Annotated in this window: 28 protein-coding genes, 1 tRNA gene and 1 pseudogene; 13 read left to right on the top strand and 17 right to left on the bottom strand. The window is 70.2% G+C overall.

Going from position 1 to position 25,885, the window contains the following annotated elements; genetic code table 11:
- Window positions 1–57: 57 nt before the first annotated feature.
- Window positions 58–522 (bottom strand): GatB/YqeY domain-containing protein, encoded by a 465-nt coding sequence (locus ACFWM7_RS17495; RefSeq protein ID WP_383261294.1) that lies wholly within the window; start codon window positions 520–522, stop codon window positions 58–60.
- Between the two features lie 110 nt (window positions 523–632).
- On the opposite strand from ACFWM7_RS17495, the gene ACFWM7_RS17490 reads away from it, so the two are divergent.
- The 4 genes from ACFWM7_RS17490 (at window position 633) to ACFWM7_RS17475 (ending at window position 3,612) form a co-directional block, all read left to right on the top strand.
- Window positions 633–1,571 carry a metallophosphoesterase gene (locus ACFWM7_RS17490; RefSeq protein ID WP_383261292.1) on the top strand — a complete coding sequence of 313 codons (939 nt, stop codon included), beginning with the start codon at window positions 633–635 and terminating at the stop codon, window positions 1,569–1,571.
- Window positions 1,572–1,690: 119 nt separating this feature from the next.
- Window positions 1,691–2,437 carry a Pr6Pr family membrane protein gene (locus ACFWM7_RS17485; RefSeq protein WP_383261290.1) on the top strand — a complete coding sequence of 249 codons (747 nt, stop codon included), beginning with the start codon at window positions 1,691–1,693 and terminating at the stop codon, window positions 2,435–2,437.
- Between the two features lie 28 nt (window positions 2,438–2,465).
- A tRNA-Pro gene (locus tag ACFWM7_RS17480) sits at window positions 2,466–2,539 on the top strand.
- A 212-nt stretch (window positions 2,540–2,751) separates the two neighbouring features.
- Window positions 2,752–3,612, top strand: coding sequence for a PmeII family type II restriction endonuclease (locus ACFWM7_RS17475; RefSeq protein ID WP_383261287.1), 861 nt, complete (start codon window positions 2,752–2,754; stop codon window positions 3,610–3,612).
- Between the two features lie 63 nt (window positions 3,613–3,675).
- Here ACFWM7_RS17475 and ACFWM7_RS17470 read toward each other — a convergent pair whose 3' ends face one another.
- Window positions 3,676–4,764: a DNA cytosine methyltransferase gene (locus ACFWM7_RS17470; RefSeq protein ID WP_383261285.1), complete on the bottom strand. Its 1,089-nt coding sequence runs from the start codon at window positions 4,762–4,764 to the stop codon at window positions 3,676–3,678.
- 236 nt (window positions 4,765–5,000) lie between these two features.
- Window positions 5,001–5,492 carry a MarR family winged helix-turn-helix transcriptional regulator gene (locus ACFWM7_RS17465; protein WP_383261283.1) on the bottom strand — a complete coding sequence of 164 codons (492 nt, stop codon included), beginning with the start codon at window positions 5,490–5,492 and terminating at the stop codon, window positions 5,001–5,003.
- A gap of 160 nt (window positions 5,493–5,652) precedes the next feature.
- Here ACFWM7_RS17465 and ACFWM7_RS17460 point away from each other — a divergent pair, with 160 nt between their 5' ends.
- On the top strand, window positions 5,653–6,405 hold the full coding sequence (locus tag ACFWM7_RS17460; RefSeq protein ID WP_383261281.1) for an SDR family NAD(P)-dependent oxidoreductase: 753 nt from the start codon (window positions 5,653–5,655) through the stop codon (window positions 6,403–6,405).
- Between the two features lie 11 nt (window positions 6,406–6,416).
- Window positions 6,417–6,602, top strand: coding sequence for a hypothetical protein (locus ACFWM7_RS17455; protein WP_383261279.1), 186 nt, complete (start codon window positions 6,417–6,419; stop codon window positions 6,600–6,602).
- Window positions 6,603–6,626: 24 nt separating this feature from the next.
- Here ACFWM7_RS17455 and ACFWM7_RS17450 read toward each other — a convergent pair whose 3' ends face one another.
- Together ACFWM7_RS17450 and ACFWM7_RS17445 are read right to left on the bottom strand one after the other, a co-directional pair.
- A complete protein-coding gene (locus ACFWM7_RS17450) occupies window positions 6,627–7,394 on the bottom strand; it encodes a DUF899 family protein (RefSeq protein ID WP_383261277.1) in 768 nt (255 codons plus the stop codon).
- Between the two features lie 221 nt (window positions 7,395–7,615).
- A complete protein-coding gene (locus tag ACFWM7_RS17445) occupies window positions 7,616–7,891 on the bottom strand; it encodes a hypothetical protein (RefSeq protein WP_383261275.1) in 276 nt (91 codons plus the stop codon).
- Here ACFWM7_RS17445 and ACFWM7_RS17440 point away from each other — a divergent pair.
- The 3 genes and pseudogenes from ACFWM7_RS17440 to ACFWM7_RS17430 form a co-directional block, all read left to right on the top strand.
- Window positions 7,860–8,257 (top strand): annotated as a pseudogene (locus ACFWM7_RS17440) (molybdopterin cofactor-binding domain-containing protein); the annotation flags it as partial. The gene ACFWM7_RS17445 and the pseudogene ACFWM7_RS17440 sit on opposite strands and share 32 nt — an antisense overlap.
- A gap of 78 nt (window positions 8,258–8,335) precedes the next feature.
- Complete coding sequence (locus ACFWM7_RS17435) at window positions 8,336–8,791, top strand: hypothetical protein (protein WP_383261300.1); 456 nt, start codon at window positions 8,336–8,338, stop codon at window positions 8,789–8,791.
- Window positions 8,792–9,053: 262 nt separating this feature from the next.
- Entirely contained in the window at window positions 9,054–9,860 is an 807-nt protein-coding gene (locus tag ACFWM7_RS17430; protein ID WP_383261271.1) for an SGNH/GDSL hydrolase family protein, read from the top strand.
- Between the two features lie 54 nt (window positions 9,861–9,914).
- Here the strand turns inward: ACFWM7_RS17430 and ACFWM7_RS17425 are convergent, their stop codons facing one another.
- Both ACFWM7_RS17425 and ACFWM7_RS17420 read right to left on the bottom strand, forming a co-directional pair.
- Window positions 9,915–10,295, bottom strand: coding sequence for a nuclear transport factor 2 family protein (locus ACFWM7_RS17425; RefSeq protein ID WP_383261298.1), 381 nt, complete (start codon window positions 10,293–10,295; stop codon window positions 9,915–9,917).
- 177 nt (window positions 10,296–10,472) lie between these two features.
- The gene (locus tag ACFWM7_RS17420) at window positions 10,473–11,312 is read right to left on the bottom strand and encodes a class I SAM-dependent methyltransferase (protein ID WP_383261269.1); all 840 of its coding nucleotides are present in this window, start codon (window positions 11,310–11,312) and stop codon (window positions 10,473–10,475) included.
- Between the two features lie 89 nt (window positions 11,313–11,401).
- Between ACFWM7_RS17420 and ACFWM7_RS17415 the strand changes: the two genes are divergently transcribed.
- The gene (locus ACFWM7_RS17415) at window positions 11,402–13,225 is read left to right on the top strand and encodes a prolyl oligopeptidase family serine peptidase (protein ID WP_383261267.1); all 1,824 of its coding nucleotides are present in this window, start codon (window positions 11,402–11,404) and stop codon (window positions 13,223–13,225) included.
- Between the two features lie 93 nt (window positions 13,226–13,318).
- Entirely contained in the window at window positions 13,319–14,284 is a 966-nt protein-coding gene (locus ACFWM7_RS17410) for an SURF1 family cytochrome oxidase biogenesis protein (RefSeq protein WP_383261266.1), read from the top strand.
- Here the strand turns inward: ACFWM7_RS17410 and ACFWM7_RS17405 are convergent.
- The 7 genes from ACFWM7_RS17405 to ACFWM7_RS17375 form a co-directional block, all read right to left on the bottom strand.
- Window positions 14,254–15,762 carry a hypothetical protein gene (locus tag ACFWM7_RS17405; protein ID WP_383261296.1) on the bottom strand — a complete coding sequence of 503 codons (1,509 nt, stop codon included), beginning with the start codon at window positions 15,760–15,762 and terminating at the stop codon, window positions 14,254–14,256. The two genes, ACFWM7_RS17410 and ACFWM7_RS17405, sit on opposite strands and share 31 nt — an antisense overlap.
- 68 nt (window positions 15,763–15,830) lie before the next feature.
- Window positions 15,831–16,493, bottom strand: a complete 663-nt coding sequence (locus ACFWM7_RS17400) for a SigE family RNA polymerase sigma factor (RefSeq protein WP_383261264.1) — start codon at window positions 16,491–16,493, stop codon at window positions 15,831–15,833.
- 275 nt (window positions 16,494–16,768) lie between these two features.
- A complete protein-coding gene (locus tag ACFWM7_RS17395) occupies window positions 16,769–17,839 on the bottom strand; it encodes an aspartate-semialdehyde dehydrogenase (protein ID WP_383261261.1) in 1,071 nt (356 codons plus the stop codon).
- Window positions 17,836–19,107: an aspartate kinase gene (locus tag ACFWM7_RS17390; RefSeq protein ID WP_047177900.1), complete on the bottom strand. Its 1,272-nt coding sequence runs from the start codon at window positions 19,105–19,107 to the stop codon at window positions 17,836–17,838. The genes ACFWM7_RS17395 and ACFWM7_RS17390 overlap by 4 nt, the downstream gene beginning before the upstream one ends.
- A gap of 234 nt (window positions 19,108–19,341) precedes the next feature.
- Window positions 19,342–19,920: a Uma2 family endonuclease gene (locus tag ACFWM7_RS17385; RefSeq protein WP_383261258.1), complete on the bottom strand. Its 579-nt coding sequence runs from the start codon at window positions 19,918–19,920 to the stop codon at window positions 19,342–19,344.
- 50 nt (window positions 19,921–19,970) lie between these two features.
- On the bottom strand, window positions 19,971–20,969 hold the full coding sequence (locus ACFWM7_RS17380) for a hypothetical protein (RefSeq protein ID WP_383261253.1): 999 nt from the start codon (window positions 20,967–20,969) through the stop codon (window positions 19,971–19,973).
- 335 nt (window positions 20,970–21,304) lie between these two features.
- Window positions 21,305–21,826 (bottom strand): SgcJ/EcaC family oxidoreductase, encoded by a 522-nt coding sequence (locus ACFWM7_RS17375; protein ID WP_383261251.1) that lies wholly within the window; start codon window positions 21,824–21,826, stop codon window positions 21,305–21,307.
- A 181-nt stretch (window positions 21,827–22,007) separates the two neighbouring features.
- On the opposite strand from ACFWM7_RS17375, the gene ACFWM7_RS17370 reads away from it, so the two are divergent.
- Window positions 22,008–22,850, top strand: coding sequence for an NAD(P)H-binding protein (locus ACFWM7_RS17370; RefSeq protein WP_383261249.1), 843 nt, complete (start codon window positions 22,008–22,010; stop codon window positions 22,848–22,850).
- 23 nt (window positions 22,851–22,873) lie between these two features.
- Here the strand turns inward: ACFWM7_RS17370 and ACFWM7_RS17365 are convergent, their stop codons facing one another.
- The 3 genes from ACFWM7_RS17365 to ACFWM7_RS17355 all read right to left on the bottom strand — a co-directional run bounded on the left by ACFWM7_RS17365 (window position 22,874) and on the right by ACFWM7_RS17355 (window position 24,690).
- Window positions 22,874–23,533 (bottom strand): DUF5063 domain-containing protein, encoded by a 660-nt coding sequence (locus ACFWM7_RS17365; protein WP_383261247.1) that lies wholly within the window; start codon window positions 23,531–23,533, stop codon window positions 22,874–22,876.
- 89 nt (window positions 23,534–23,622) lie between these two features.
- Window positions 23,623–24,222 carry a recombination mediator RecR gene (gene recR / locus ACFWM7_RS17360; RefSeq protein ID WP_383261245.1) on the bottom strand — a complete coding sequence of 200 codons (600 nt, stop codon included), beginning with the start codon at window positions 24,220–24,222 and terminating at the stop codon, window positions 23,623–23,625.
- Between the two features lie 123 nt (window positions 24,223–24,345).
- Window positions 24,346–24,690 (bottom strand): YbaB/EbfC family nucleoid-associated protein, encoded by a 345-nt coding sequence (locus tag ACFWM7_RS17355; protein WP_383261243.1) that lies wholly within the window; start codon window positions 24,688–24,690, stop codon window positions 24,346–24,348.
- Window positions 24,691–24,988: 298 nt separating this feature from the next.
- Here ACFWM7_RS17355 and ACFWM7_RS17350 point away from each other — a divergent pair, with 298 nt between their 5' ends.
- Window positions 24,989–25,831, top strand: coding sequence for an SLATT domain-containing protein (locus ACFWM7_RS17350; protein ID WP_383261241.1), 843 nt, complete (start codon window positions 24,989–24,991; stop codon window positions 25,829–25,831).
- Window positions 25,832–25,885 lie beyond the last annotated feature (54 nt).

Here is a 25,885-nt window from a genome sequence, read left to right as displayed (position 1 = left end):
CCCCGGTCGATCGAGGACCGGGGCGCCCACCCTTTCTCCTATCCGCTCGGCGTCGCCTCAGCCGGCGAGGAGCTTCTTCACCGCGGCGGCGACCCGGCCGCCCTCGGCGAGCCCGGCGACCTTCGGGTTGACGATCTTCATGACAGCGCCCATCGCGCGCGGCCCCTCGGCGCCGGCGGCCTTGGCCTCCTCGACGGCGGACGCCACGAGCGCGTTCAGCTCGTCGTCGGAGAGCTGCTTGGGCAGGTAGCCGTCGAGCAGCTCGCCCTCCGCCTTCTCCCGCTCGGCCTGCTCGGTCCGGCCGCCCTGGGCGAAGGCCTCGGCCGCCTCGCGCCGCTTCTTCGCCTCCTTGGCGATCACCTTCTGCACCTCGTCGTCGGAGAGCTCGCGCGCCGACGTGCCGCTGACCTCTTCCTTGGTGATCGCGGTGAGGGTGAGCCGAAGGGTGGACGAGGTCAGCTCGTCACGCGCCTTCATGGCGGTGTGGAGGTCTTCCTTGAGCTTGGACTTGAGCGTGGTCATGCCGTGATTGTGACAGGTACGGGGCCGGGCCCGCCCACAGGTTTTCCCGCCGCCCACCGGTTTTACTCTCGCCTTTTCTCCGGGCGTTCCGCTTCTGCGACGATGGGCGCATGCGCGCACGCTACGGAGTACCCCTGAAAGTCACGGCAGTCGGCGCGGCGGTCGGCGCCGCCGGACTGGCCTACGCCGCCGGGTTCGAGGCCCGCTCGTTCCGCCTGCGACGGGTCACCGTTCCCGTACTCCCGCACGGGGCACACCCGTTGCGCGTGCTCCAGGTCTCGGACATCCACATGGTGAGCGGTCAGCGCAAGAAGCGGGCCTGGCTCCAGTCACTGGCGGGCCTGCGTCCCGACTTCGTCGTCAACACGGGCGACAACCTCTCCGACCCGGAGGCCGTGCCCGAGGTGCTGGACGCGCTCGGCCCGCTGATGGAGTTCCCGGGGGTGTACGTCTTCGGCTCCAACGACTACTACGGCCCCAAGCTCCGCAACCCGGCCCGCTACCTCCTGGAGAAGGTCCAGGGCAAGCACGGCCTCAACGGCAATGCCCCCGCGGTCGGCGTCGTCCACAACCCGTGGGAGCCGATGCGCGACGCCTTCGACGAGGCGGGCTGGCTGGACCTGTCGAACACCCGGGGCCGGCTGAAGCTGGAGGGCATGGAGCTGGCGTTCACCGGCCTGGACGACCCGCACATCAAGCGGGACCGTTACGCCGAGGTCCAGGGCGGCCCTACGAGCGGCGCCGACCTCTCCATCGCCGTGGTCCACGCCCCGTACCTGCGCTCCCTGGACGCCTTCACGGCCGACGGCTACCCCTTGATCCTCGCGGGCCACACACACGGCGGCCAGCTGTGCATCCCGTTCTACGGGGCGCTGGTCACCAACTGCGACCTGGACACCGAACGGGTGAAGGGCCTGTCGAGCCACACGGTCGGCGACAAGCGCGCCTACCTCCACGTCTCGGCGGGCTGCGGCACCAACCGCTACACCCCGGTCCGCTTCGCCTGCCCGCCCGAGGCGACTTTGCTGACACTGGCCCCGAAGGCCTGAGCGGGGGCGGCGTACGCCCCGGGGGGCAGCGGCGGTCGACGTACGCAACGGGCAAGAGGCGGCAGCGGGCGGCGGCCGACGAATCGCGGGTGTCTTCCCACCCGCTTACGGTACGAATCATGACCGCGCCCCGGACCGCCCTGCTCCCCCGCCCCCGGGCGGCAGAGGTGCTCCGAGACCCCACCGGCCCCCGCCGCCCCTGGGCCACGGCCCTACGCACGGTGGCGTGCGGGGCGGCGGCCGCGGGCCCGGCCATCGCCCTGGCGACCGGGTACACCCCACCACCGCTGATCCACTTCACGGTCCTGGCGAACGTGCTGGTGGCGATGGCCTTCGGCTGGTCAGCGGTACGTTCCTGGCGCGGCGCTCCGCCACTCCCGCCGTACCTGACCGGCGCGGTGCTCCTGCTCGCCGCGATCACCGGCCTGATGCACCACCTGGTGCTGGTGAACTACGGCGGCTCCCCGGACACCGGGACCGGCGGGCACCCCGCGGCGAGCCTCCTGCTCCACACGGTGACCCCGCTGGCCGTCGCCGCGGACTGGCTCCTGCTGACCGCTCCCCGGGCCCTGCGCCTGGTCCACATCCCGCTGTGGCTGTCCGCCCCCGCGGCCTACCTGGGCCTCATCCTGACCCGCGGAGCCCTGCTCTCCCCCGGCTCCCCGGCCCGCTACCCGTACCCGTTCCTCGACGTCGACACGTACGGCTACGCCGGCACCCTCACCCAGGCCCTCGCCCTCGGCCTCCTCTTCGCCGCCCTGGGCGCCCTGATCACCGCCACGGACCGCCTCCGGCCGAACGTGACGGGGTGGATCCAGCACCGAAGAAACCGGATTTCGCCTCCGGCCGCCGGTGGGCTAAAGTAATCGATGTCGCCGGGAGTCCGGTGGACATCGGGGTGTAGCGCAGCTTGGCAGCGCGCTTCGTTCGGGACGAAGAGGTCGTGGGTTCAAATCCCGCCACCCCGACAGCTGAGTAGCAGGTCAGAGGGCCGGTACTGATTCCAGTACCGGCCCTCTGCTGTTGTGCGTGTCGCGGAGCTGCTTCCGGTAGGACCTCCTCGGCACGGAGGGGGCCGGCGCGGGGAACCGTGGGGTGGCCGGGCAGTCCCGGCTGACCCCAGGGGGCCTCTTGGGAAACGCGGTCTCACGCAGGTCGGGGTCATGGTAATAAGATCCGCATGCGCCCAGACATCACTCCACCTGTCACAACCCAAGAGCTGGCCTCGGCAGTGCAGGAACCCCTCGGTTTCGACGACGAGGGCAAGCGTCAGACCTCGAACGAGGAGCTGGCCGATCAGGTCTCGGCCATCCTCGGGGTGGATCATGACCGAGCAGCCTTCATAGTGGCGGAATCTGAGCGCCTTTATGTGAATCGCATGCGTGAAAGATTCTCAAAGCTCAGGGTTTCCGACCGTCTGAAGAGAACCAATCCGTTCCTTTTGCGGATCCGCGGCGCGGAAACAGTTCGCGCCTGGGCAGTGATTCAGGTACAGAGCGCCCTGTACGCCTCGGAAGAGGAAGCCGTCGGCCATCTTCTCGAAGCCATCATTAAAACTTGCTTCCCGGGGGCTTCGGAGCCTGCACTTCCCGATGATTTCGACTTCGAAAGCATCGAATCGAGTGAGGTGATTCATGGATATCAGGTCAAGATGAGCTGGGACTGCATGCCCAATAGTTCACGGAAGAACCTATCGAACACCATCGTCAGAGTAAGAGAGCAGTACCGAAGCCAAGGGAAAACTTTCGTAGGGTATTTCGCCCCCTGCTACGGGAGAGCCCGAACCACGAAACAGCCTAGCCAGGAATACATTACGCTTGCCAGTAAAGAGTTCTGGCAACAAGTCGGAGGAGGCGAGCCCGACTTCGATGCAAAGGTGGGAGAGGTGTGCGCTCTCCTGTGCTCCGAGTTTCGATCCGAAGTGCTCGACACTCTGGTTCCGGACCTGCTGGACAGGCTTACTCATGCGGCACAGCCAGAGATCGGGGATCGGGATGGCCAGATCGACTATGCGAAGCTCTTCCGCAGAGTGAACAGGTAACCGAACGGGTTCCAGCAGCAGCACCATTCCTCTGCGCACAGGAATGGTGCTGCTGCCGCCCGCCTATGCGGAAGACACGGCTGCGCACGAATCCAGCGTCGACTTCATGTGCTCACCGATAGACTGCGCCAGCAGCACAGGGACGGCGTTCCCTACGAGCTTGTATTGTTCCCGGCCCGGGCCGTGAAACTTCCAGTCGTCCGGGAAGGTCTGGATACGGGCGCACTCCCGAACAGTGAGTGGTCTGTCCTCCACCGGGTGACAAAGGGCCGTGCTTGCATTCTGCGGCTCAGTGAGGATAGTCGGAGAGGGAGAGTTGAAAGACAGGCGACGCCAGTAACCCGAACGCCCCCCCTTGGCGTAGAAGGCACGCCCCATGGACTCTTTCTGAATCTCCTCCGGGAGGTGCCTCCAGTTGCCGCCCTCAGGAACCATACGCAGGTATTTCAACTTACGCTCACTGAATTTTGCGCAGAATGAATCATCATCAACCAAGCCATCGAGGGCGTCGCCAATGGTGCGCCAAGGCTCCAAGAACAGGCTTGACTCCTTCGCATGGGTGGGCTCGGGGAAGGACACAGGTGAACCATCCCTGTACCCGATCAGGAAGACCCGCTGCCTGGCCTGGGGGACTCCGTAGTCAGCCGAATTGAATTCACGATACTTGAGGCTGTAACCAAGCTTCTCCAGCTGAGAGCAGAGCTCACGGAGAAGCGATCCATGCAGCTGATCGATAACCTTTCCATTGTTGTTGTAAGGAAGCTGTCGCCACGTGACGGAAGCAGACAGCAAGCCCTTGACGTTCTCCATGAGGAATGCCTTGGGCTGCAATTCTTTCACCAGGCGAACGAATTCAAATACGAGTGGCCCTTTTTCGGAGTCGTCGAGACCGAGCCGCTTCCCGGCCGTGCTGAAACTCTGACAGGGCGGGCCGCCGGCCAGCAGGTCCACCTCCCCCTCGGCCAATCCGGTCGACTGCCAGATGTGCTCTGCCGAGAGAGCCCTGATGTCGTTGCCGTAGAAGGGCATGTGTGGGCGGTTCGCCTGAGCCGTGGCAACAGCGGCGGGCATGTTATCCGCGCCGAAACGAATATCGAACCCGGCTTGCTCCAGTCCGAGGTCCAGCCCCATCCCGCCCGAGAAGAGGGACACGCAATTTGGTGCACCCATGGTTCGGCAGCCACTCCTCACGTTTTTCATTCTCCACAATTTTTGTGGCAGCGTCGGAGATGCACCGATGTGCCGTCCTGCATTCTACACTGTCCGGACAAATCTCCATCAGGAGATAGTGAAATCCATATTGCGCTCATGAGATCACTACTGCGCTGCGTCAAAACTTGACGATTCCCAACCATGTCGGCAGACGGATATCCCTTTCGGGCCGTTACTCAGCAGGCCGCCTCGTCCGGGGTGGCCGACTCGCGTTGGGCGGTTCGGGCCACGCGGGAGAGCAGGGTGCGCAGTTGGCTCGCGTCGGCGCCGTCGAGGTCGGTGAGGAGGCGCGCTTCGGCGGCGGCGAGGCTGCGGCGCACCTCGATGAGGCGGGTGCGGCCGGTGTCGGTGATCAGGACCTGGCGGGCACGGCGGTCGCGCGGGTCGGGTCGGCGCGTGACCAGGCCGTGCGCTTCGAGGTCGTCGAGCAGGTACGTCATCACGGTGCGGTCGAGACTGACCTCTTTGGCGAGGGCCAGCTGCGAGGGCGGTTCGCCGCCTGCGAGCGCGACCAGGACGAGGTAGGCGCGCGCGCCTCCGGGCAGGTCCGCGACGGATTCGGTGGCCACGTTCCGGAACGCCGAGGAGACCATGCGGATCGCCCAGCCCAGGTCGGTGTCCAGCGCCAGGTCCGCGGCCTCACCGTGCTGCTTCTTCTTTTCGGGCATCGGAGTCACCGTCCCAGCATAGCCGGATCCTGCGCGCGGGCAGATATTCTTGTCGACAGAACATCTGCGATGCATAGTGGATTGCGTGGCGAAGCCCTGTGGGTGATCCACGCGGCGCGCCACGATCCGCACCGACCGCACCGGAGAGAAGACGATGACGATGAACACCACCACCGCACTTCAGGGCCGTATCGCACTGGTGACCGGAGCGACGTCGGGCATCGGCAAGGCCGTCGCGCAGAACCTGGCCCGCCAGGGCGCGCACGTCGTGCTGCACGGCCGGGACCAGGCCCGGGGCGAGGCCCTGGTGAAGGAGATCGCGGCCGAGGGCGGCACCGCCCGCTTCGTCGCCGCCGATCTCACGGACGCCGAGGACACACTGCGGCTGGCCGCCGAGGCCGGTGCGGTGGACGTGCTGGTGAGCAACGCCGGCCTGTACGAGTTCACGCCCACCGCCCTGACCGACGCGGCGAGCTTCGACCGGCACATCGCGGTCAACACCCGCGCACCGTTCCTCCTGGTCGGCGCGCTGGCTCCGGGCATGGCCGAGCGCGGCCAGGGCTCGATCGTGCTCGTCGGCTCCAGCGCGGCCCGGCTGCCCGCCCCGGTCGGCGCGGCCTACGGGGCTTCCAAGGCCGGGGCGGAGATACTCACCCGCTACTGGGCCACCGAGTTCGGCGCGTCCGGCGTGCGGGTCAACACCGTCTCCCCGGGCCCTGTCGTCACCGAGGGCTCCAAGGCGATGCTGGGCGAGAACATCGGCCTCATGGACGGCTCCAACGCGCGCGGCCGGGCCGGATCGCCGGAGGAGATCGCGGAAGTCGTCTCGTTCCTGGCCGGCCCCGGCAGCTCCTATGTCAACGGTGCCGTCCTGTTCGCCGACGGTGGCGAGCGCAGCGCCCTCCCGGCCTGAGAGCCCACGCCGTGAGCATCTTCGTCATCGGCGCCATCGGTTTCGTCGGCGGCGACCTGACCTGGCGCCTGATCGCCGAGGGGGGCCACACGGTCACCGGCCTGGCCCGTACCGAGGCCTCCGCCGATCACGGGGTGCGCTCCATGGTCATCCGCCCCGGCCTCGTCCGGGGCCCCGGGGCGCCCCGGAGACAGTGACCGAGTTCGTCGCCTGAATCGTTGTCAGGGGCCAGGTGTGAGGTCGTCGGAGCGGCCGGCCTCGATGCGGGACCACTGGGGGATGGGCCGCCCGTTGGTGCGCATGGGGTGCTCGGGAGGGGCGTCCATGGTCTGCGGCCAGCCGGAGGGTGAGTCCTCCCAGAGTTCCTGGCGGCCGTACACGGTCATGTCCATGAGCGCGTAGTTGTAGTCCATCACCTCCACGCCGCGCAGCGTCGTCCAGTACGTCTCGTAGACCCGGTCGCCGTCGCGGACGTAGCAGACGATGTGCATGCTGCCGACCTGGCGGCCGGTCAGGAGCTCGTTGTTCGACGGGAGGGCCGAGTACCACCGCATGTCCCAGCCCATGAACTCCCGGTAGCGGCGGCTCTCCTCGTACGGGCCCTGGCAGAACACCGCGTAGGTGATGTCGCGGGAGTGCAGGAAGGAGAGCTCCCGGACCTGGTTGGTGACCCAGGTGCAGCCCTCGCACTGGCCCGCCGCGTCGTGGCCCTCGTGCCACATGAAGTAGTACGCGATGAGTTGCCGGCGTCCTTCGAACGCGTCGAGCAGGGTGACCGGCCCGTCCGGCCCGGTCAGTTCGAGGCCGGCGTCCACCTCGACCATGGGCAGCCGGCGCCGGGCCGCCGCGATCGCGTCGCCCTCCCGGGTGTGCGCCTTCTCGCGGACCCGTAGTGCGTCCAGTTCTGCCTCGAAGGCGGCCCGGTCGGCCACCGGCGGCAGGGCCGGGGCGCGGTCGGGGGCCGGTGCGCTGCTGTCGTTCTCGGTCACGGTCGTGTCCCGTCGTCGTACGTCATCAGTCGCCCCCCTCTGTCAGCGCCCCCCTCCGTCAGCCGAAGGCCGCGTAGGCCGCGGCAGGTGAGTTTCCCAGGAGCTGACGGTCCGATCCAGCTCCTGGGGTGGCACGGCGAGCCGGAGCTCCTCGGGGGCCGTCCCTGTGGGGACAAGCCGGCCAGTTCGGTGTTCGGTCGGGTCGGTGTCGGAAATTCGCGTCAGGTCCCGGGGTGTCCGGCGAACCAGCGGGCGACGGAGGGGACCGCGTGCTGTTCGGACGTCATGGGGGCGATGTCGCCCAGCTCGATCAGTTCGCCGTCGCCGCCGTGAGCGCGGAGCGTCTTTCGGCACTGCTCGGGGTTGGCGAGAAGCACGGAAAGGCCGCCGGAGGCCACGTAGAGCCGGGTGGGCACCCGGGGGGCGAAGACGCAGGTTCGGTCGTTCTCCCGGAGGGCCCGGGCTATGACTCCGGTCGGGTTGGTCAGGCGCTCCATAACTGCGTTCCGGCGGGCGCGTTCCGGGGCTACGGGTCGGGCAGGCTGTCTTCGCCGTCGAGTCGGTGATGGACGAGGTGGGCGCGCGCTCAGCCTGAAGGAGCTGGTCCAGGCCGCCCGCGCGGCGGGACGGGAGTTGTCGGCCGACGAGCACTGGGGCGGCTCGCCGCGCTCGGTGGCGTTCAACGCCCAGTGGTTCCGGCTCGCCGTGGTTCCGGACACGGGTGAGATCCGCATCCTACGCAGCGTCCACCCGGCCGACGCGGGCAAGGTGATGAACCCGACGCAGTGCCGGGGCAGGTCGAGGGCGGGGGGGCGCAGGCGCTCGGCGCGATGCTCTTCGAGAACGTCCGGCTCGACGAGCGCGGCGAGGTGACCACGGCCGCGTTCCGCCGCCCCCGGCTGTCGCAGTACGCCGATGTGCCGCGCACCGAGGTGCACTTCATGGAGACCTCGGACCCGATCGGCCCGCTGGGCGCGAAGTCGATGAGCGAGAGCCCGTTCAACCCGGTCGCCCCGGCCTTCGCCAACGCGCTGCGTGACGAAACGGGCATCCGGTTCACCGAGCTGCCGCCCCACACGTTCGAGGGGCCGTTGCTGCGGGAGGTCGTCGCGGACGCGGGCCCGGCCTTCGACGTCCGCCGACGCAAGGACCGCTCGCGTTTCCTGCTGGCCGTCACCGGCGGGGACGGGCACCACGCGGTGCTGCCCTGGGCGGAGATCGACGCGGTCTTCGGCGACGCGCCCATGCTGCTCGCCACCCGCGTGGACGACCGGCCGCTGGAGCCGGACGGCAGCCAGCTGGTGATGCCGCGGGACCGGTGCGGAACTCGTTACGTCAGCGCCATCACCCGAGTCTGGGTCGGGGCCGCCCACCTTCCCCCGTACACCGGAGGCTGAACCTCAGCGCCCGTCCGCGCGCCCGGCGTTGGACCATCCGGATGAACCCGCGGGTGGTCAGGGCTCGCCGGGGCGCACGGAATTCCCCCGAACTCGCGCACTCCGTCACCGAGTTGAGGTTTATCTACGCGCGGAGCACGACCCACCGAACGATCCTTCGGGCATATCAGACGACTTCTTGCACGGCCATTACCGGCGGGTACCGAGAGCTGCTAGAAACGGCATTCCCCACATCCCCCCACGCTTCGAAGGGCTGGCAGCCATGTCAGTACGGAGAATTCGGGCATCCCTCACCACCCTCGCGCTCGCCGCCGTCGCGGCCATCGGTGTCGCGGGGCCGGCTTCCGCGACCGACTCGGCCGCCGCGGGCGGCTATGTCGCGCTCGGCGATTCCTACTCCTCCGGCGTCGGCGCCGGAGACTACCTCCCCGACAGCGGCGACTGCCTGCGCAGCACCGCCGCCTACCCCTATCTGTGGCAGGCGGCGAACTCCCCCGCCTCGTTCGACTTCGTCGCCTGCTCGGGGGCGACGACCTCGTCCGTGGCGAGCAGCCAGCTCGGCGTGCTCAGCGCCTCCACCTCACTGGTCAGCGTCACCGCCGGCGGCAATGACGTCGGGTTCGCCGACGTCATGCAGGACTGCGTGCTCGGCAGCGAGGCCACCTGCCTCAGCAGCGTGGACACGGCTGTTGGGCAGATGAACAACACCCTGCCCGGCAGCCTGGATTCACTCTACGACGGCATCCGGGCTCGCGCCCCGCAGGCGCAGGTCGTCGTCCTCGGCTACCCCCGCTTCTACCAACTGTCCGGCAGCTGCATCGCCGGGCTTACCGAGGCTGAACGGGCCGCGATCAACAACGCGTCGGACGTCCTGAACGACGTCCTGGCCAAGCGGTCCGCCGACGCCGGGTTCACCTTCTCCGGCGTGGTCGACGAATTCACCGGACACGAGCTGTGCTCGGGCGACGCCTGGCTCCACAGCGTCACGGTCCCGATCCAGAACTCGTACCACCCCAAGACCGCAGGGCAGTCGGGCGGCTATCTGCCCGCCTTCCGCTCGGCGGTGTAGGGCCGGTCGCGTATCGGAGAGGCGGTTCACCGGGCGACCGGTGGGCCGCCTCTCTCAGTAGCGCTCGACCAGGTGCTCCCGGCCGGCCGGAGGCTCGTACGACTCGGGCCAGAAGTCCGTCACCCCGGTGATCAGCCCCTCCTCGTCGAACGTGAAGAAGTGGATGGCGTCCAACTCCTGGGTCGGCTCGTCCTCCTGCTCCCCCGCCACCGTGAACCCGGTCCGGGCCGCGGCCTGTCGGCCCTCCGCGTCGGCGACGATCCGCTCGACCCGGACGTGCCAGTCGCCCGGATACTCCTGGTTGAACCGGAGATACCGCTCCTTGCCGCGGATCCGCTCACGCGTCTGCGGCAGGTCGTACACCACGTCCTCGGCGAGGGTCGCCCCGAACGCGCCCCAGTCACGCGCCTCGGCCGCCGACCAGTACGCCTCCACCGCCCCGCGCAGTGCGGCCGTCGTCCTCCCGGAAGCCGTCCCGGACGTGGTGCTGGAAGCCGTCGCGGGCGTGGCTCCGCCCACCGTTCCACCTGTCGTGTCGGTCATGGAAACGAGTCTGTACCCCACCACTGACAATCGGCCGGAGAAGCTCCACAGGGCGGCTGCGACCTGCGGTTATCCCTGATTCCCGGCAGGCCGCGACGCCTTGACCGAATACATCAGCGGGATCCTCGGCCGCCCCGCCGGAAAGCGGTAGAGACCGTCCGCGTGGTGCTCCAGCGTGTCGAACCGCCGGACGAGCGAGACATCGTGCTCGTTGAGGAACTCGATCCGCAGCCCCGCCGAGGCGAGCGCCGTCACCACCCGGCCCACCGGGTGCTGCCACTCGACGCTGCGGTTGTGCACGGTCGGCGCGTCGAGTTCGGCGTACGTGCCCGGCGTCTCGTCCACCCAGGCGTCCCGGCTGAAGTAGTCGTCGGTGACCACCGAACCGGTCGTGTCCATCGAGTCGGTCAGCGGGTGGAACTCCGCGAGGTAAAGGAACCCGCCGGGCGCGACGAGCGACGCGGCGGTCTCGGCCCAGCGGTCGATGTCGGGCAGCCAGCCCAGCGCGCCGATGCCCGTGTAGACGATGTCGTAAGCGGAATCGGGGACGGCGGCCGGCGCGTCGTACACATCGGCCACGACGAACGCCGCCCGGTCCGGGCCAAGACCCAGCGCCCCGGCAAGGCCCCGGGCGGTCTCGACGGCGGGCTCGGAGAAGTCGAGGCCCACGACCTGTGCGGCGCCGTGCCGCGCCCACGACAGGGTGTCCAGGCCGAAATGGCACTGGAGATGCAGCAGGGTCTTCCCCCTGACGTCCCCGACCTCGGCCAGCTCGAAGGCGCGCAGCACGTCCTTGCCCGCCCGGAACGCGTCCAGCTCGTAGAAGTCGCTCGCCACGTGGATCGGCACGCGTTCGTCCCAGCGCGCGCGGTTGGTCTCGTGCCAGTCGTCCGGAGTCGGGGAGTACATGCCCGGGAAGTTACCCACGGGCAGGGCGGGGGCGCGAGTGGTTATCCACAGGCTCCCCGGCGAAGTGGCCGATCGGGTTGGATGGGGGCATGAGCGAATCACAGAACGTCTCGACCACGCCGGAGTGGGAGCAGCGGTTCCGCGCGCCCCGGGTGTCCCTGCCCGACTGGGCCGAGGACGCGCCTGACCGCTCTCTGTTCGTTTCCAACGCCACCGGGACCTACGAGCTGTACGCGTGGGACCGGGCGAGCGGGCGGCAGCGGCAGGTGACCGACCGGCCCAACGGGACCACCGACGGCGTGCTGACGCCGGACGGGGAAGCGATCTGGTGGTTCAGCGACACCGACGGCGACGAGTTCGGCGTGTGGATGCGCCAGCCGTTCGGCGGTGGGGAGGACGAGCCGGCCGTGCCGGGTCTCGCCCCCTCCTATCCGGCGGGGCTGGCCATCGGGCGGGACGGTTCGGCGGTGATCGGCCGCTCGACCGACGAGGACGGCACGACGGTCCACCTGATGCGGTCGCCGGGCGCCGAGCCCGTGGAGATCTACCGGCACCGGGAGTCCGCAGGCATCGGGGACCTCTCCCACGACGGGACGCTGATCGCCCTGGAGCACACCGAGCACGGTGACGCCATGCACTCCGCGCTGCGCGTGGTGCGACCGGACGGCTCGACGGTGGCCGATCTGGACGACACCGAGGGCGGCACGAAGGAGCTGGGGCTCGCCGTGCTGGGCTTCGCGCCCGTGGCCGGGGACAGCCGGCTGCTCGTCGGGCATCAGCGCCGGGGCCGCTGGGAGCCGATGATCTGGGATCCGGTCGCCGGCACGGAGACCGCGCTGCCGGTCGACCTGCCGGGCGACGTGGGGGCCGAGTGGTATCCGGACGGCTCCGCGCTGCTCATCGAGCACAGCTTCGAGGCCCGCAGCGAGCTGTGGCGGTACGAGCCGGGGGCGGCGGAGCCCGTACGCGTGGAGACCCCCGCCGGTACGGTGTCGGGCGCCACGGCCCGGCCGGACGACACGGTGGAGTACCTGTGGTCCTCGGCCGCGCTGCCGCCCGTGGTGCGGTCGACGAGTGGTGCGGTGGTCCTGGACCCGCCGGGGGCGAAGGCCCCGCCGTCGGTGCCCGTCGAGGACGCGTGGGTGGAGGGGCCGGGGGGCCGGATCCACGCCCTCGTGCAGAAGCCTGCTGTCGGGGACGGCCCGTTCCCGACGATCTTCGAGATCCACGGTGGGCCGACCTGGCACGACAGTGACGCCTTCGCCTCCGGCCCCGCCGCCTGGGTGGACCACGGCTTCGCTGTCGTCCGGGTCAACTACCGGGGCTCCACCGGATACGGCCGCGCCTGGACGGACGCGCTGAAGCACCGGGTCGGCCTGATCGAGCTGGAGGACATCGCGGCCGTACGGGACTGGTCGGTGAAGTCCGGACTCGCCGACCCGGACCGCCTGGTCCTGGCCGGCGGCTCCTGGGGCGGCTATCTGACGCTCCTCGGGCTGGGCACCCAGCCCGACTCGTGGGCGCTGGGTCTGGCGGCCGTTCCCGTCGCGGACTACGTCACGGCGTACCACGACGAGATGGAGGCCCTGAAGGCGATGGACCGCACGCTGCTGGGCGGCACGCCGGAGGAGGTTCCCGAGCGTTTCGAGGCCTCGTCCCCGCTGACGTACGTCGACGCGGTGCGCGCCCCCGTCTACATTTCGGCGGGCGTCAACGATCCGCGCTGCCCCATCCGTCAGGTGGAGAACTACGTGGACCGGTTGGCGGCGCGCGGCGCGGTCCACGAGGTCTACCGGTACGACGCGGGGCACGGCTCGCTGGTGGTGGAGGAGCGGATCAAGCAGGTGCGGCTGGAGCTGGAGTTCGCCCTGAAGCACCTGGGCGGGGGCGCGGTGGCCGGTACGGCCGCGTGAACCCGGCCCTTGCGTCCGCCAGCGGGCGTAAGGGCCGGATAAATGGCGGACCCCGCTCCGGGTGCCCGGGGCGAGGAACCGTACCTTTGAGGGGTGTACCGGTTCCTGCTGACCCCGCGATGGTGGGGGATCAACCTCTTCGTCGTGCTGGCCATCCCGTTCTGCGTGTTCATGGGCACCTGGCAGCTCGGCCGCTTCGAGGACCGCGTCCAGTCGCACGAACAGGCGGAGAAGGCCCCCGATCCGAGCGCCCGGGCCGCGAAACCCCTGGACGAGCTGCTGCCCGTCGACAAGGTGACGTCCGGCCGCCCGGCCACCGCCACCGGCACCTACGCCGACCAGTTCCTGGTGCCCGGCCGAAAGCTGGAGGACCGTCAGGGCTTCTACGTCCTGAACATGCTGCGTACGGACACCGGCAAGGCCCTGCCGGTGGTACGGGGCTGGCTGCCCGGGTCCGCGAGCGACGCCCGGGTGCCCGCCGCGCCGAAGGGCGAGGTCACGGTGACCGGCGACCTCCAGGCCTCCGAGAACACCCACAGCGACGGCGTCGACGTCCGGGGCGGGCTCCCCGGCGGCCAGATCGGCATGATCAGCGCGGCGACCCTGGTGAACCTCGTCCCGTACGACGTGTACGACGCCTGGGTGACGCTTCCCGAGCCCGAGGCGGGCGGTACGGGCGGAGCGATGAAGCCCGTGCCCGCGGCGGCCCCGGAGGGCAGCGGCCTCGATCTGAAGGCCTTCCAGAACCTGGGGTACACGGGCGAGTGGTTCGTCTTCGCCGCCTTCGTGCTCTTCATGTGGTTCCGGCTGGTGCGACGGGAGGCCGAGGCCGTGCGGGACATCGCGCTCGGCCTCGTACCGGAGGAAGCCGCTCCGGGGCCGGAAGATGCTCCGGGTGCCTCGGACGCCCCAGATGCTCCAAATGCCTCGGAGGAGGCTGCTCCGGTCTCGAAGGGCGCCCGGGACGCGCAGGACGCCCCGGACGCGCAGGCCTCCCAGGACGCCCCGGAGGACCCGTCCTCGCCGGACTACGACGTGGCGAGCACGCCCGTGCGGTAGATCGTGCCCGAGCAGGCGTTGGGGATCTCCGTCTGCGCTGTGGGCGCGCCCGTCTCCGGGGTGTGCGTCACGGCGACGCTGCCCTCGGCCGTGGTCCCGCCGTCGTCGTACAGCGACTGCGCGTCGACGCCGGACTGGTTCTCGGAGCCCTCACCGACCGAGCCTCCCGCGCCGTCCGCCGAGGGGGTCGGGCTCGGTGAGGGGCCCACGGTCGGACAGGTGTCGGTCGGCACCCAGGCGAACCGCACCTCGTACGCCATGGCCGGCTTCAGCAGCACCGTGCCCGGCTCCTGGGACGGGTCGGGCAGGCCGGGGGCCGCGTCGCCCGCGGCGTGCTGGACCACAACGATCTTCTGCGAGTCGGCGGCGCCGAGGGCGGTGAAGCCCACCGTGCCGTTGCTGCTGACCGTGCAGTCCTTGCCGGACACGTTGGCGATCCTGAAGCTGCCGTAGACCGTGCCGTCGGCTCCCGGCGCGTCGGTGCCCGCGGACGCGACGCCGAGCTGGCTGGGGTCGCAGACCGGCAGGGACGCGAAGTCCACGCTCGGGGAGTCGGGCTTCTCGCCCGCCACCGCCCCGTCGGGGTCGCTTCCCTCGCCCTGGGAAGGGCTCGGGTTCGGGGAGGCCTCGCCCGCGCTGCCCTCGCTCTCCCGCTCGGTGGGCTCCACGCTCCGCCGGCCCGGCTCCTCGGGCCCGGTCTCGTCCCCGTTGCCGCCCTGGGCCTGCTCGCCGTGTCCGGCGATGGCGGGGCGGGCGGTGGACGGGCCGTCCGAGGCCGCGACATGGACGAAGGCGGGGACGGCGGTGCCGATCAGCAGGGCCGCCGCGGCCGCCCCGACGACGGCCTGCCGCCGCCTGGCCCGGCGGGCGGGGACGGCGCGGTGGAGGTGGTCGAGGGTTCCCTCGGAGGGGGCGATATCGCGCACCGCACCGTGCAGCAGGCGGCGCAGGGCCGCCTCGTCCAGCTCGCGCGGGTCGGACGCGGGGGCGCGCCTGCCTTCGGCGAAGAGGTCGGTCAGCGTGGCGAGGACGTCGTCGTCGGGCGTGCCCGGGGTGTTGCCGTCGGGCGTGCCCGGGGTGTTGCCGGGGGTGCCGCCAGGGGCCTTGCCGGGGGCGTTGCCCGCGCCGGGGCCCTCGCCCCGGCCCTCACCGGGGCCAGCAGCAACGCCGGTGTCCGCGGGAGGAGTGTCCGTAACCGCGTCCGCGGCGGTCTCCGAAGCCACATCCGTGTCCGCCGGGGCCCTATCTGTCGGGGCCGCGTCCGCCGGAGCCTCGTTCGCCGCGTCCGTATCCGCCGCCGCTGCCGGCTCCGGGGCCCGTTCGCCCGCTTCCCGCTCGTCGGGGTCCTCGGCGGCCTCGTTGTCCGCCCGCGGGGGCGGCGCGGGTTCCGGGGTCTCACTCTGTCCGGGACTCGGGCTCTCGCCGTGCGGTCGGTCATCCGGATCGGTGTGCGGAGTCTTCTCCGGCCCGTGGTTCACAATTCCGTTTCCCGTCGGGTCATTCTCGTGCCTGTGCTCAGGGATATCGGGGTGCTGATCGGACCCGCTCATGCCTGGGCCTCCATCACGACGCGCAGCGCCGCGATACCCCGGGAACCGTACGCCTTGACCGACCCCAGCGAGACGCCCAGCGTCTCGGCCACCTGGGCCTCCGTCATGTCCGCGAAGTAGCGCAGCACCAGCACCTCGCGCTGGCGTCGCTGGAGCCCCTTCATCGCCTTGATCAGCGCGTCCCGCTCCAGTTGGTCGTAGGCGCCCTCCTCCGCGCTCGCCATGTCCGGCATCGGCTTGGAGAGCAGCTTCAGCCCGAGAATGCGGCGGCGGAGTGCGGAGCGCGAGAGGTTGACGACGGTCTGCCGGAGGTAGGCCAGGGTCTTCTCGGGCTCACGGACGCGGTTGCGCGCGGAGTGCACGCGGATGAACGCCTCCTGCACCACGTCCTCGCAGGACGCGGTGTCGTCCAGCAGCAGGGCCGCGAGGCCGAGCAGGGAGCGGTAGTGGGCGCGGTAGGTCTCGGTGAGATGGTCGACCGTGGTTCCTGCTGCCACCGTCTCGTCAGCACCCCCGCGCTGCGAGGGCAGCTGGGCCGGGCGCGCAGCGGGCATGGGCGCGATCACCGGCATGCCGCCGGGCGCACGGGGCCGCCGGAGCGGACGCACCGAAGCGCCTCGCAACGGGCCCACCACTGTGATGTCGAGAACCTCTGCCACGCCTGTTGGACACGCTGCCCCCCGTCAGGGTTGTACGCGGACGGCGCCACGTTCGACGCTGTGCGACATGCCCTCATACGTACCTGCTCTTCCCCAGATGCCCCGTAATCGCGTCCGGCCACGCACAAAGTGACGGCATAGACGCAGCCCGGCCGAGGTGCGGTTGCAGATGGCCGGGAGATCATCGTCGGATACGACAACGCCCCAGCTCAAGAGGTTCAGACCAGCGAATTCCTCATAGGGCGTTCACAGATCCTACAAAATAGGTTCGATCATCACCGGGGGAATTCGGCGGCGACCGATTCGGCGATCTGGGCCACGTTCAAAGCCGCACCTTTTCGGAGATTGTCCCCGCAAAGGAACATTTCCAGGGCATGCGGGTCGTCCATCGACCGCCGGACGCGGCCCACCCAGGTGGGGTCGGTACCGACCACGTCGGACGGGGTCGGGAAGTCTCCGGAGGCCGGGCTGTCGAACAGCACCACGCCGGGGGCGGTCGCCAGGATCTCGTGCGCCTTGTCGACGGCGACCTCGTTCTCGAAGCGGGCGTGGACGGACATCGAGTGGGTGGCGACGACGGGGACGTACACACAGGTCGCGGTGGTCTTGAGACCGGGCAGGCCCAGCACCTTGCGGCACTCCTCGCGGATGGCGATCTCCTCGGAGGACCAGCCGTCGCCCGCGTCCGTACCGGCCCAGGGCACGACGTTCAGGGCGACGGGCGCGGCGAACGGGCTCTTTGCCGTGGCGGCCTCGTCGCCCAAGGCCCGGCGTACGTCCCCGGGCTGGGTGCCCAGCTCCGTACCGGCGACCAGGGACAGCTGTTCGCGCAGGACGGCGACGCCGTCCCGGCCCACGCCGCTGACGGCCTGGTACGAGGAGACGATGAGCTCGCGCAGCCCGAATTCGGCGTGCAGCGCGCCGACCGCGACGATCAGCGACAGGGTGGTGCAGTTCGGGGACGCGACGATGCCGCGCGGCCTGAGCCGTGCGGCATGGGGGTTGATCTCCGGGACGACCAGCGGCACGTCGTCGTCGAGCCGGAAGGCGGCGGAATCGTCGATGACGACGACGCCCTTGGCTGCGGCAATCGGGGCCCAGTGGGCGGACACCTCGTCCGGCACCAGGAAGAGGGCCACGTCGATGCCGTCGAACACGTCCTCGGCGAGCGCGAGGACCTCGGTCTCCTCCCCGCGCACGACCAGCTTCCTGCCGGCCGAGCGCGAGGAGGCGACGAGTCTGACCTCGCCCCAGACATCCGCGTGCTGCGAGAGGATCCGGAGCATGACACCGCCGATCGCCCCGGTCGCGCCGACGACCGCGAGCGAAGGGCGGTGTTCCGTCATCGGCCGGTGCCTCCGTAGACCACGGCCTCGTCGGAGTCGCTGTCGAGCCCGAAGGCGGTGTGCACGGCGCGCACGGCCTCGTTGACGTCGTCGGCGCGGGTGACGACCGAGATGCGGATCTCGGATGTCGAGATCAGCTCGATGTTGACGCCCGCGTCGGACAGCGCCTCGAAGAATCCGGCGGTGACGCCCGGGTTGGTCTTCATACCGGCGCCGACCAGGGAGATCTTGGCGATCTGGTCGTCGTAGCGCAGCGAGTCGAAGCCGATGGTGCTCCTGGTCCGCTCCAGGGCGTCGATGGCCTTGCGGCCCTCGGCCTTGGGAAGGGTGAAGGAGATGTCCGTGAGGCCGGTCGTCGCGGCGGAGACGTTCTGCACCACCATGTCGATGTTGACCTCGGCGTTCGCGATGGCGCGGAAGATCGCGGCCGCCTCGCCCGGCTTGTCCGGGACGCCGACGACGGTGACCTTGGCCTCCGAGACGTCGTGGGCGACTCCGGAGATGATCGCGTGCTCCACCTGCTGGTCCCCTTGCGGCTCGTTGCTGACCCAGGTGCCGCGCAGTCCGGAGAAGGACGAGCGGACGTGGATCGGGATGTTGTAACGGCGTGCGTACTCGACGCAGCGGTGCAGCAGCACCTTGGAGCCGGACGCGGCCAGCTCCAGCATGTCCTCGAAGGAGATCCAGTCGATCTTCTTCGCCTTCTTCACGACCCGGGGGTCCGCGGTGAAGACGCCGTCGACGTCGGTGTAGATCTCACAGACCTCGGCGTCCAGCGCGGCGGCCAGCGCGACGGCGGTCGTGTCCGACCCGCCGCGGCCGAGGGTGGTGATGTTCTTGCCCTCCTGGCTCACGCCCTGGAACCCGGCGACGATGGCGATGTTGCCCTCGTCGATCGAGGTCCGGATGCGGCCCGGGGTGACGTCGATGATGCGCGCTTTGTTGTGGACCGAGTCGGTGATGACACCGGCCTGGCTGCCCGTGAACGACTGGGCCTCGTGGCCCAGGTTTTTGATCGCCATCGCCAGCAGGGCCATGGAGATCCGCTCACCCGCGGTCAGCAGCATGTCGAATTCCCGGCCGGTAGGCATCGGGGACACCTGCTCGGCGAGATCTATCAACTCGTCCGTCGTGTCGCCCATCGCGGACACCACGACAACCACCTGGTTGCCGTTCCTCTTGGCGTCGACGACTCGCTTGGCGACCCGCTTGATGCCCTCGGCATCGGCTACGGAGGAGCCTCCGTACTTCTGCACGACAAGGCCCACGTGCGCTCCTCGCTCAGTCATTACTGCGGTCGGCTCAGTTTAACGAGCAGCCCGGAATCGACCCGTCCATACCAGATGATGAGATGTCCCGCTCATCACCCGGTACGGCGTGTCGCCCCGAACTGCTCGTACGGGGCTGCTGCCCAGCCGGACCGCGACCACTCCCGTTTGTGTCCCAGCCCACACGGTCGGGCACGGACCGGCCAGCCGGGACGGTCAATCGGCGTACGCCTTTCAGTCGGCGTACTCCTTGAGCTTCTCGGTGTCGAGCGTGAAGCCGACCGGCTCGGGCAGCTCGACGACCGCGCCGAAGGGCCGGGTGGTGGCGGAGCGGTACGTCCCCTTCTCCGGCTCGGTGAAGACGGTGACCGAGCACGCCTCGCGGTCGACGAGCAGATAGACCGGAATGCCGGCGGCCGCGTAGCCGTCGGGCTTCTCGACCCGGTCGCGCCGGTTGGTGTCGGCGTCGCTGGAGGTGACCTCCACGGTCATCAGTACGCCCGTGGGGGCCGCCCACTCCCCCGCCCCGGCGAAGTGCTCGTCGGGCGCGAGGACGCCGTCCGGGCGGGCGCGGCCCTTGCGGTACGTCTCGATGGCGAGGCCCTGATCGGGAAAGAGCGACAGTTCCGGACGCCGCTGCATGCACTGCCTCAGCAGCCACATGACGATCGCCCCGTGATTGCCGTCGGGCACGGGCTTGACCTGGACCTTTCCTTGGATGAACTCCAGCCGCACCAGCTCGGGCGCTCGGCGGGCGAGTTCCTCGAACTCTTCGGGGCTCATCTGGGGCTGGGCGGTGGTCCTGGGGGTCATGGCGTCGCCTCCTCGCCTCCATGGTGCCCCGACCGGGATCTCCCGCACGCTCATCGGCGCGACCTCGGGGCCGGGAGCGCCGGGCGGACGGTGGCCGAGCGGAGTTCGGCCATGCGGGCGGCGACGTCGACCTCGGCGCGCGGCCGGGCCAGGAAGGTGTCGGGTACGTAGCCGGTCAGGCCCGCCGCCTCGTCGCGGGCGATCGCCTCTTTGCAGTCGAGGCAGACGCCGTGGTCCAGCGTGGCCGTCGTCTCGTCCTCGTCGCAGAAGAGGCACACCATCACGGCGCCCATGATCTGCTCGCTCGGGTGGTCCCTCTCCGGCCGGGGGGCGGGGCTCGGCGGCATCTTGGTCTCCAGTCGCTTACGAAGGAAATGCCCGGCGGAGTGCACGGGCGTCGGCAGGCCCGACGTCAGGACCTGGGTGAGCTGTTCGGGGCCGACGCCGCGCGCCAGCCACTCCCCGACCAGGTGTTCCAGCTCCACGCAGTCGCCCTCGGAGAGCTGGAGCCGGGGCTCGCGGCGGCCGAGGCCGGCGAGGACGGCGTACGCCTCCGAGCGCGGGGCGCGCACACCGGGCTCGGGCGCGGCTTCGGCCGCCGGAGCATCGGCGGCAGCGGGGGCGGGAGCCGGCGGCTGCCCCGGCGCGTCCATGCCCCGGACGAACCGCACATGGGCGGCCCACCAGGCGGCGTCGCGGGCGGTGCGGGAGAAGTACGTACGCGTCACCCAGCGCATCTGGCCGTCGGCCACGGTGACATGGACCTTGATGCGCCGCAGGTGCCCGGCCCGGGTCAGCCGGTCCAGCGCGCTGCGGCACGCCTGCTGCCCGTAGTCCGGCAGTTCCTCGGCGAGCACCTTGTAGCCGATCGCAGCACCTTCGGGGAGCCGGTCGATGTACGCGGCGACGGCCGCCTCACGCGGCTCCAGACCGGCGAAGTCGGCGGCGCGGGGCGGGGCCTGGTCGGGGGCGTCGCGCTTTCCGTACCCGACTTTCGCCATGGGGTGGGCGGGAGCGCGCAGGGCAGCACTAAGGTTGGCAACAGCCATGGGGATCGAGCCTTTCTAGCAGGCCATCTCTTACGGTCAGACCCCGGTCGGTGTTGTGAGCACCACCGGGGTTGTCCGTTTTACGGATAGTGGGTTGCTGATCGCGAACCTAGAGCGTGCATACGCTCCGGCGCAACCTGATCACTAAACGTCACTCATGGTCGAACTCGCGCAGCGCGTAGCAGAGTTCGGAACCTGGCGCACAGGAGGGGAGGGTGGGTGGGTGGGTTGAACCCAACCACCCCTTCCTACAAAAGAGGGCTCGGAGCCCGAGGCTTGCGGCTCGGGGCTTGCGGCTCGAAGCTTGAGCCTCGGGCGGACCTGCTGGAATCTGCTCAGCCCGTCGTCAGCGTCTCCACGTCGAGGACCTGGGTGTTCTGCGCGGCCGCGACGCGCCAGATACCGCCGTCCTTGGCGAGCACGTAGGTCGGGGTGCCGGGGACCGCCTCAGGGTGGGCGGCCATGAGCTCGGAGGGGTCCTCCTGGCCGTGGAAGATCTCGTCCAGGTACGCGCCTGAGGCACGGCTCGCCGGGCGCTGACGGATTTTCACGGCGGCCACGTCGGGACGGATGAAGAGGATCAGGTCGACCGTGTACGTGGCGGTCACCGGGGAATCCGCCTGCGGGGGCAGCACCTTGCGGGTGAATGCGCTGATCTCCGGCAGGCCGGTCAGCCGCTTGCCGTGGGCCGTGGTCCAGATGGCGTCCTCGCGGAAGCCGTCGAGAAAAGCGTCGGGATCCGCGCTCTGCTGGGCCTCCTGCACGCCGGCGACGAACGCGACGATGGCGTCGACGTCCTCCTGCGGGGCGGGGACGCCGATGACGGTGGGCGTGGAGGCGGTGACTTTGGCGCTCATGAGGAATCTCCTTGCGGTGTGCGGCCCGTCGTGTCGGCCGTCCAGCAGGAGCCTCACCCCTCAAGCCTGGTTGAGGTCAAGTGCCTCCGGGCCCGACCAACCGGCTTGATCTCAAGGTTGGTTGAGGTCCTAGCGTTCCCGTCGTCGAACAGTCAATGACCGGACAGAGGAGCGCTCAGCGATGATTTTGGTGACCGGTGCGACCGGGAACATCGGCAGGGAGCTGCTGCGGCAGTTGTCCGAGGACGGTCGCAGGGGCGGGGTCCGGGCGCTGGCCCGTGACGCGGCACGGGCCAGGGTTGTGGTGCCCGCCGGAGTGGCCGTGGCGGAAGGCGATCTCGGGCGGGCCGAGTCGCTGAAGTCCGCGCTGGACGGGGCGCGTTCGCTGTTCCTGATCTCGGGCGTCGGCGATGACGCCGGAGTTCTGGACGCCGCCCGGGACGCAGGGGTGGAACACGTGGTGCTGGTCTCCTCCATCACCGTCGAGACCCATCCGCACCTCGGTCCCGCGCAGGCGAACATCGCCGTCGAACGCCGGCTGCGGGCAAGCGGGATGGAGTGGACTGTCCTGCGGCCGACGCAGTTCGCCTCCAACACGCTCTGGTGGGCGCGGTCCGTGCGCGACGAGTCCATGGTGCGCGTGCCGTACGCGGACGTCGGGCTACCGGTCGTCCACCCCGCCGACATCGCCTCGGTGGCCCACGCGGCGCTGACCGGACCGGGGCACCGGGGGCGGACGTACCCGCTCACCGGACCGGAAAGGACCTCGCCTCGGCAGCAGGCCCATGAGCTGGGGCGGGTTCTGGGCCGGGAGGTGACCTGCGTCGGGATCGCGCGGGAGGAGGCGTATGGGCCGATGGCCGCCATGATGGGCGCCGAGGTCGCGAACAGCGTCCTCGATCTGATGGGCGGCGACGTCAATGACGCGTTGCTGGCCGTGCACGACACCGTGGCCCGTGTCACCGGCTCCCCCGCCCGCCCCTACCGCCGCTGGGCCGAGGAGAACGCCGACGCGTTCCGGTGAACCGGGGCACGCCAGTTGGGCGGCTACTGCACCGGCCGCAGCCCCAGCGGTCCCGCGATCTCCTGGAGCATCACGCGGCCCGCCTCCTCGGCCAGGTCCTCCTCGCCCGGGTCCTGGTCGGTGTCCAGGCCGTCCAGTTCCTCCAGGGGCTGGCCGAGGCGGATGTGGGCGACCAGGGACTGGAGGGCGCGGAGGGTGGCGGAGGCGGTGGAGCCCCAGTTGGAGAAGTACGAGAACTGCCACCACCACAGCGCCTCGGCGGTGCGGTCCGCCTCGTAGTGCGCGAGGCCGTGGCCGAGATCGGTGACCAGGTCGGCCAGGTCGTCGGAGATGCGGTGCGGGACCGGGGCCTTGCGGGGCTCGTACGGGTCGAAGACCTCGGAGTAGACGTCGATCGGCTCCAGCAGCGCCGCGAACCGCTCGCGCAGGCCGTCCGCGTCCGGCTCCGCGCCGAGGTCCGGCTCGTAGCGCTCGTCGGGCAGGACGTCCTCGTACGCGCCGAGGCGGCCGCCCGCCAGCAGGAGCTGGGAGACCTGGAGGAGCAGGACCGGGACGGCCTCTTCCGGCTCGTCGACCTTGGACACCTCGGTGACCGCGACGATGAACGTCTTGATCTGGTCCGCGATCTGGACGGCGAAGTCGCCCGGGTCCTGCGTGACGGAGTTCAGCGTGGCGTCAGACATCGAGGGGACCTCCCGTGGGCGCGGTCACAGACGGCGAAGCGGACGGCAGAGCGGAGTGCGGTACGTACAGGGGGCGTACGGCGGTGGCGTCAGACATCCAGCAGCCGCCTCCCCTCGAAGGCGCGGCCCAGGGTGACCTCGTCGGCGTACTCCAGGTCGCCGCCGACCGGCAGACCGCTGGCCAGCCGGGTCACCTTGAGGCCCATCGGCTTGATCATCCGCGCCAGGTACGTCGCGGTGGCCTCGCCCTCCAGGTTGGGGTCGGTCGCGAGGATCAGCTCCGTGATGGAGCCGTCCGCGAGCCGCGCCAGCAGCTCGCGGATGCGCAGGTCGTCCGGGCCGACGCCCTCGATGGGGCTGATCGCCCCGCCCAGGACGTGGTAGCGGCCCCGGAACTCGCGCGTCCGCTCGATCGCCACGACGTCCTTGGGCTCCTCGACCACGCAGATGACGCTCTGGTCGCGGCGCGCGTCCCGGCAGATCCCGCACTGCTCCTGCTGCGCGACATTGCCGCACACGGCGCAGAACCGGACCTTGTCCTTGACCTCCAGAAGGGCGTGGGCGAGCCGGCGTACGTCCGTGGGCTCGGCCTGCAGGATGTGGAAGGCGATCCGCTGCGCGCTCTTGGGACCGACGCCGGGCAGCCTGCCCAGTTCGTCGATGAGGTCCTGAACAACGCCTTCGTACAACGGAACGCCTTTCTTTTCTTTGCTTCCTGCTCCGTACCGTAGTGGGTACGGGTCGGTACCAGTAGGCCCCGCGGGCCTGTGAGGCCTACGGGCCCCCGGCCGGTCCGGTCGGTCCGGGTCCGGTCAGAACGGCAGGCCCGGGATGCCGCCCCCGCCGCCCAGTCCCTGTGCCAGCGGGCCGAGCTTCTCCTGCTGGAGCGCCTGCGCGTTCTCGTTGGCCGCCTGGACGGCCGCGACGACGAGATCGGCGAGCGTCTCGGTGTCCTCCGGGTCCACCGCCTTCGGGTCGATCACCAGGGCGCGGAGCTCGCCGGAGCCGGTCACGGTGGCCTTCACGAGACCGCCGCCCGCCCGTCCGTCGACCTCGGTCCTGGCCAGTTCCTCCTGGGCCGCGGCGAGGTCCTGCTGCATCTTCTGGGCCTGCTGGAGCAACTGCTGCATATTGGGCTGGCCACCACCGGGAATCACGGTCACTCCTGGCATTTCGACGACAAATGTTTCGGTAAGCCGAGCCTACGTGCTCCCCGGGCACGGCGCTCCACCCGCCGGGGACCAACTCTTTCGGGTGAGATCTCAGAACCGGCGCGAGTGCTCCTATACCTGACCAGGGGCCCTGCCCAGGCGGGAATCCCGCGATTTCGACCCCACGGCCCACCATTCGGCGGTAGGAAGGGCATGCACATCGACACACGAGCGTGCATGTGCCGTGACGCAGAGTTACAGCACGGGAGCCTTCCCGTCCGTCAGAGTGCAGAGGAGTGCCCCGGTGAGTCAGCCGGAGATGCAGCCCGAAGGGCCGCCCCGCAAGGAGTCCGATGCGGGATCCGGTGAGAACGGAGCGGGTGGTTCCGCTACCGGGAACGGGGCCAGGACCGCGGACAGCGCCATCGGTCGCGTCGGCGGACGTGCCGGGGGGCGTGCCGGGGGGCGCGACCTGACCGGGCGCCCGTTCCCCCTCGGCGACTGGGGCGAGCCGGCCGAGCGGCTGGACGAGCTCTACCGCTGGGTCGAGACCGGGGCCCTGGACACCGCCGACTGGTATCTGAACGACCGGGTCTGGAAGCGCCGCGCCGCGAGAACGTTGCGGATCGGGACGGCCGCCGGGGTGGTCGCCGGGGCCGCCCTGCCGCTCCTCGACCTGACCGGCGCGCTGAGCGGCTCGGCGGGCTGGGGCTATCTGTCGCTCCTGCTGGGGGCCGCCTGCATGGCTTGCGACCGGTATTTCGGCCTCACCTCCGGGTGGATAAGGAACCTCGCCACGGCCCAGGCGGTGCAGCGGCGGCTCCAGGTGCTCCAGTTCGACTGGGCCTCGGAGTGCGTACGGGAGATGCTCGGGCCGACCGAGGGCACGGCCAGCGAGGCGGCCGAGCGGTGCCTGGGGGTGCTGCGGAGGTTCTCCGAGGACGTGACCGAGCTGGTGCGGTCGGAGACGGCGGACTGGATGGTGGAGTTCCGGGCGGGGCCCGCGCCGATGGGTATGCAGGCGCTGGCGGCGGGGGGTGCGGGGCGGGGGGAGCCGGGGGCTTCGCCGGGGCGGTTCTCGATGCCGTCGGTGGCGGCTCGGCCGAACATGCCGCGGCAGCGGCCGCCGGAGTCGCCGCCGCGGTGAGTTGTTTCGGGGGCGCTGCCCCCGGACCCCCGGTCCTCAAGCGCCGGACGGGCT

The sequence above is a fragment of the Streptomyces sp. NPDC058375 genome (assembly GCF_042723425.1).
Classification (GTDB): Bacteria; Actinomycetota; Actinomycetes; order Streptomycetales; family Streptomycetaceae; genus Streptomyces; species Streptomyces durocortorensis.
This window is presented reverse-complemented; position numbering and strand designations above follow the sequence as displayed.

Bases quoted from the DNA above. Each gene is read 5' to 3' on its own strand.
- ACFWM7_RS17430 (WP_383261271.1), top strand. From the start codon at position 9,054: ATGTCAGTACGGAGAATTCGGGCATCCCTCACCACCCTCGCGCTCGCC.
- ACFWM7_RS17475 (WP_383261287.1), top strand. From the start codon at position 2,752: ATGCGCCCAGACATCACTCCACCTGTCACAACCCAAGAGCTGGCCTCG.
- ACFWM7_RS17395 (WP_383261261.1), bottom strand. From the start codon at position 17,839: ATGACGGAACACCGCCCTTCGCTCGCGGTCGTCGGCGCGACCGGGGCG.
- ACFWM7_RS17415 (WP_383261267.1), top strand. From the start codon at position 11,402: ATGAGCGAATCACAGAACGTCTCGACCACGCCGGAGTGGGAGCAGCGG.
- ACFWM7_RS17370 (WP_383261249.1), top strand. From the start codon at position 22,008: ATGATTTTGGTGACCGGTGCGACCGGGAACATCGGCAGGGAGCTGCTG.
- ACFWM7_RS17420 (WP_383261269.1), bottom strand. From the start codon at position 11,312: ATGTACTCCCCGACTCCGGACGACTGGCACGAGACCAACCGCGCGCGC.
- ACFWM7_RS17385 (WP_383261258.1), bottom strand. From the start codon at position 19,920: ATGACCCCCAGGACCACCGCCCAGCCCCAGATGAGCCCCGAAGAGTTC.
- ACFWM7_RS17380 (WP_383261253.1), bottom strand. From the start codon at position 20,969: ATGGCTGTTGCCAACCTTAGTGCTGCCCTGCGCGCTCCCGCCCACCCC.
- ACFWM7_RS17490 (WP_383261292.1), top strand. From the start codon at position 633: ATGCGCGCACGCTACGGAGTACCCCTGAAAGTCACGGCAGTCGGCGCG.
- ACFWM7_RS17460 (WP_383261281.1), top strand. From the start codon at position 5,653: ATGAACACCACCACCGCACTTCAGGGCCGTATCGCACTGGTGACCGGA.
- ACFWM7_RS17495 (WP_383261294.1), bottom strand. From the start codon at position 522: ATGACCACGCTCAAGTCCAAGCTCAAGGAAGACCTCCACACCGCCATG.
- ACFWM7_RS17435 (WP_383261300.1), top strand. From the start codon at position 8,336: ATGGAGACCTCGGACCCGATCGGCCCGCTGGGCGCGAAGTCGATGAGC.
- ACFWM7_RS17365 (WP_383261247.1), bottom strand. From the start codon at position 23,533: ATGTCTGACGCCACGCTGAACTCCGTCACGCAGGACCCGGGCGACTTC.
- ACFWM7_RS17445 (WP_383261275.1), bottom strand. From the start codon at position 7,891: ATGGAGCGCCTGACCAACCCGACCGGAGTCATAGCCCGGGCCCTCCGG.
- ACFWM7_RS17485 (WP_383261290.1), top strand. From the start codon at position 1,691: ATGACCGCGCCCCGGACCGCCCTGCTCCCCCGCCCCCGGGCGGCAGAG.
- ACFWM7_RS17375 (WP_383261251.1), bottom strand. From the start codon at position 21,826: ATGAGCGCCAAAGTCACCGCCTCCACGCCCACCGTCATCGGCGTCCCC.
- ACFWM7_RS17465 (WP_383261283.1), bottom strand. From the start codon at position 5,492: ATGCCCGAAAAGAAGAAGCAGCACGGTGAGGCCGCGGACCTGGCGCTG.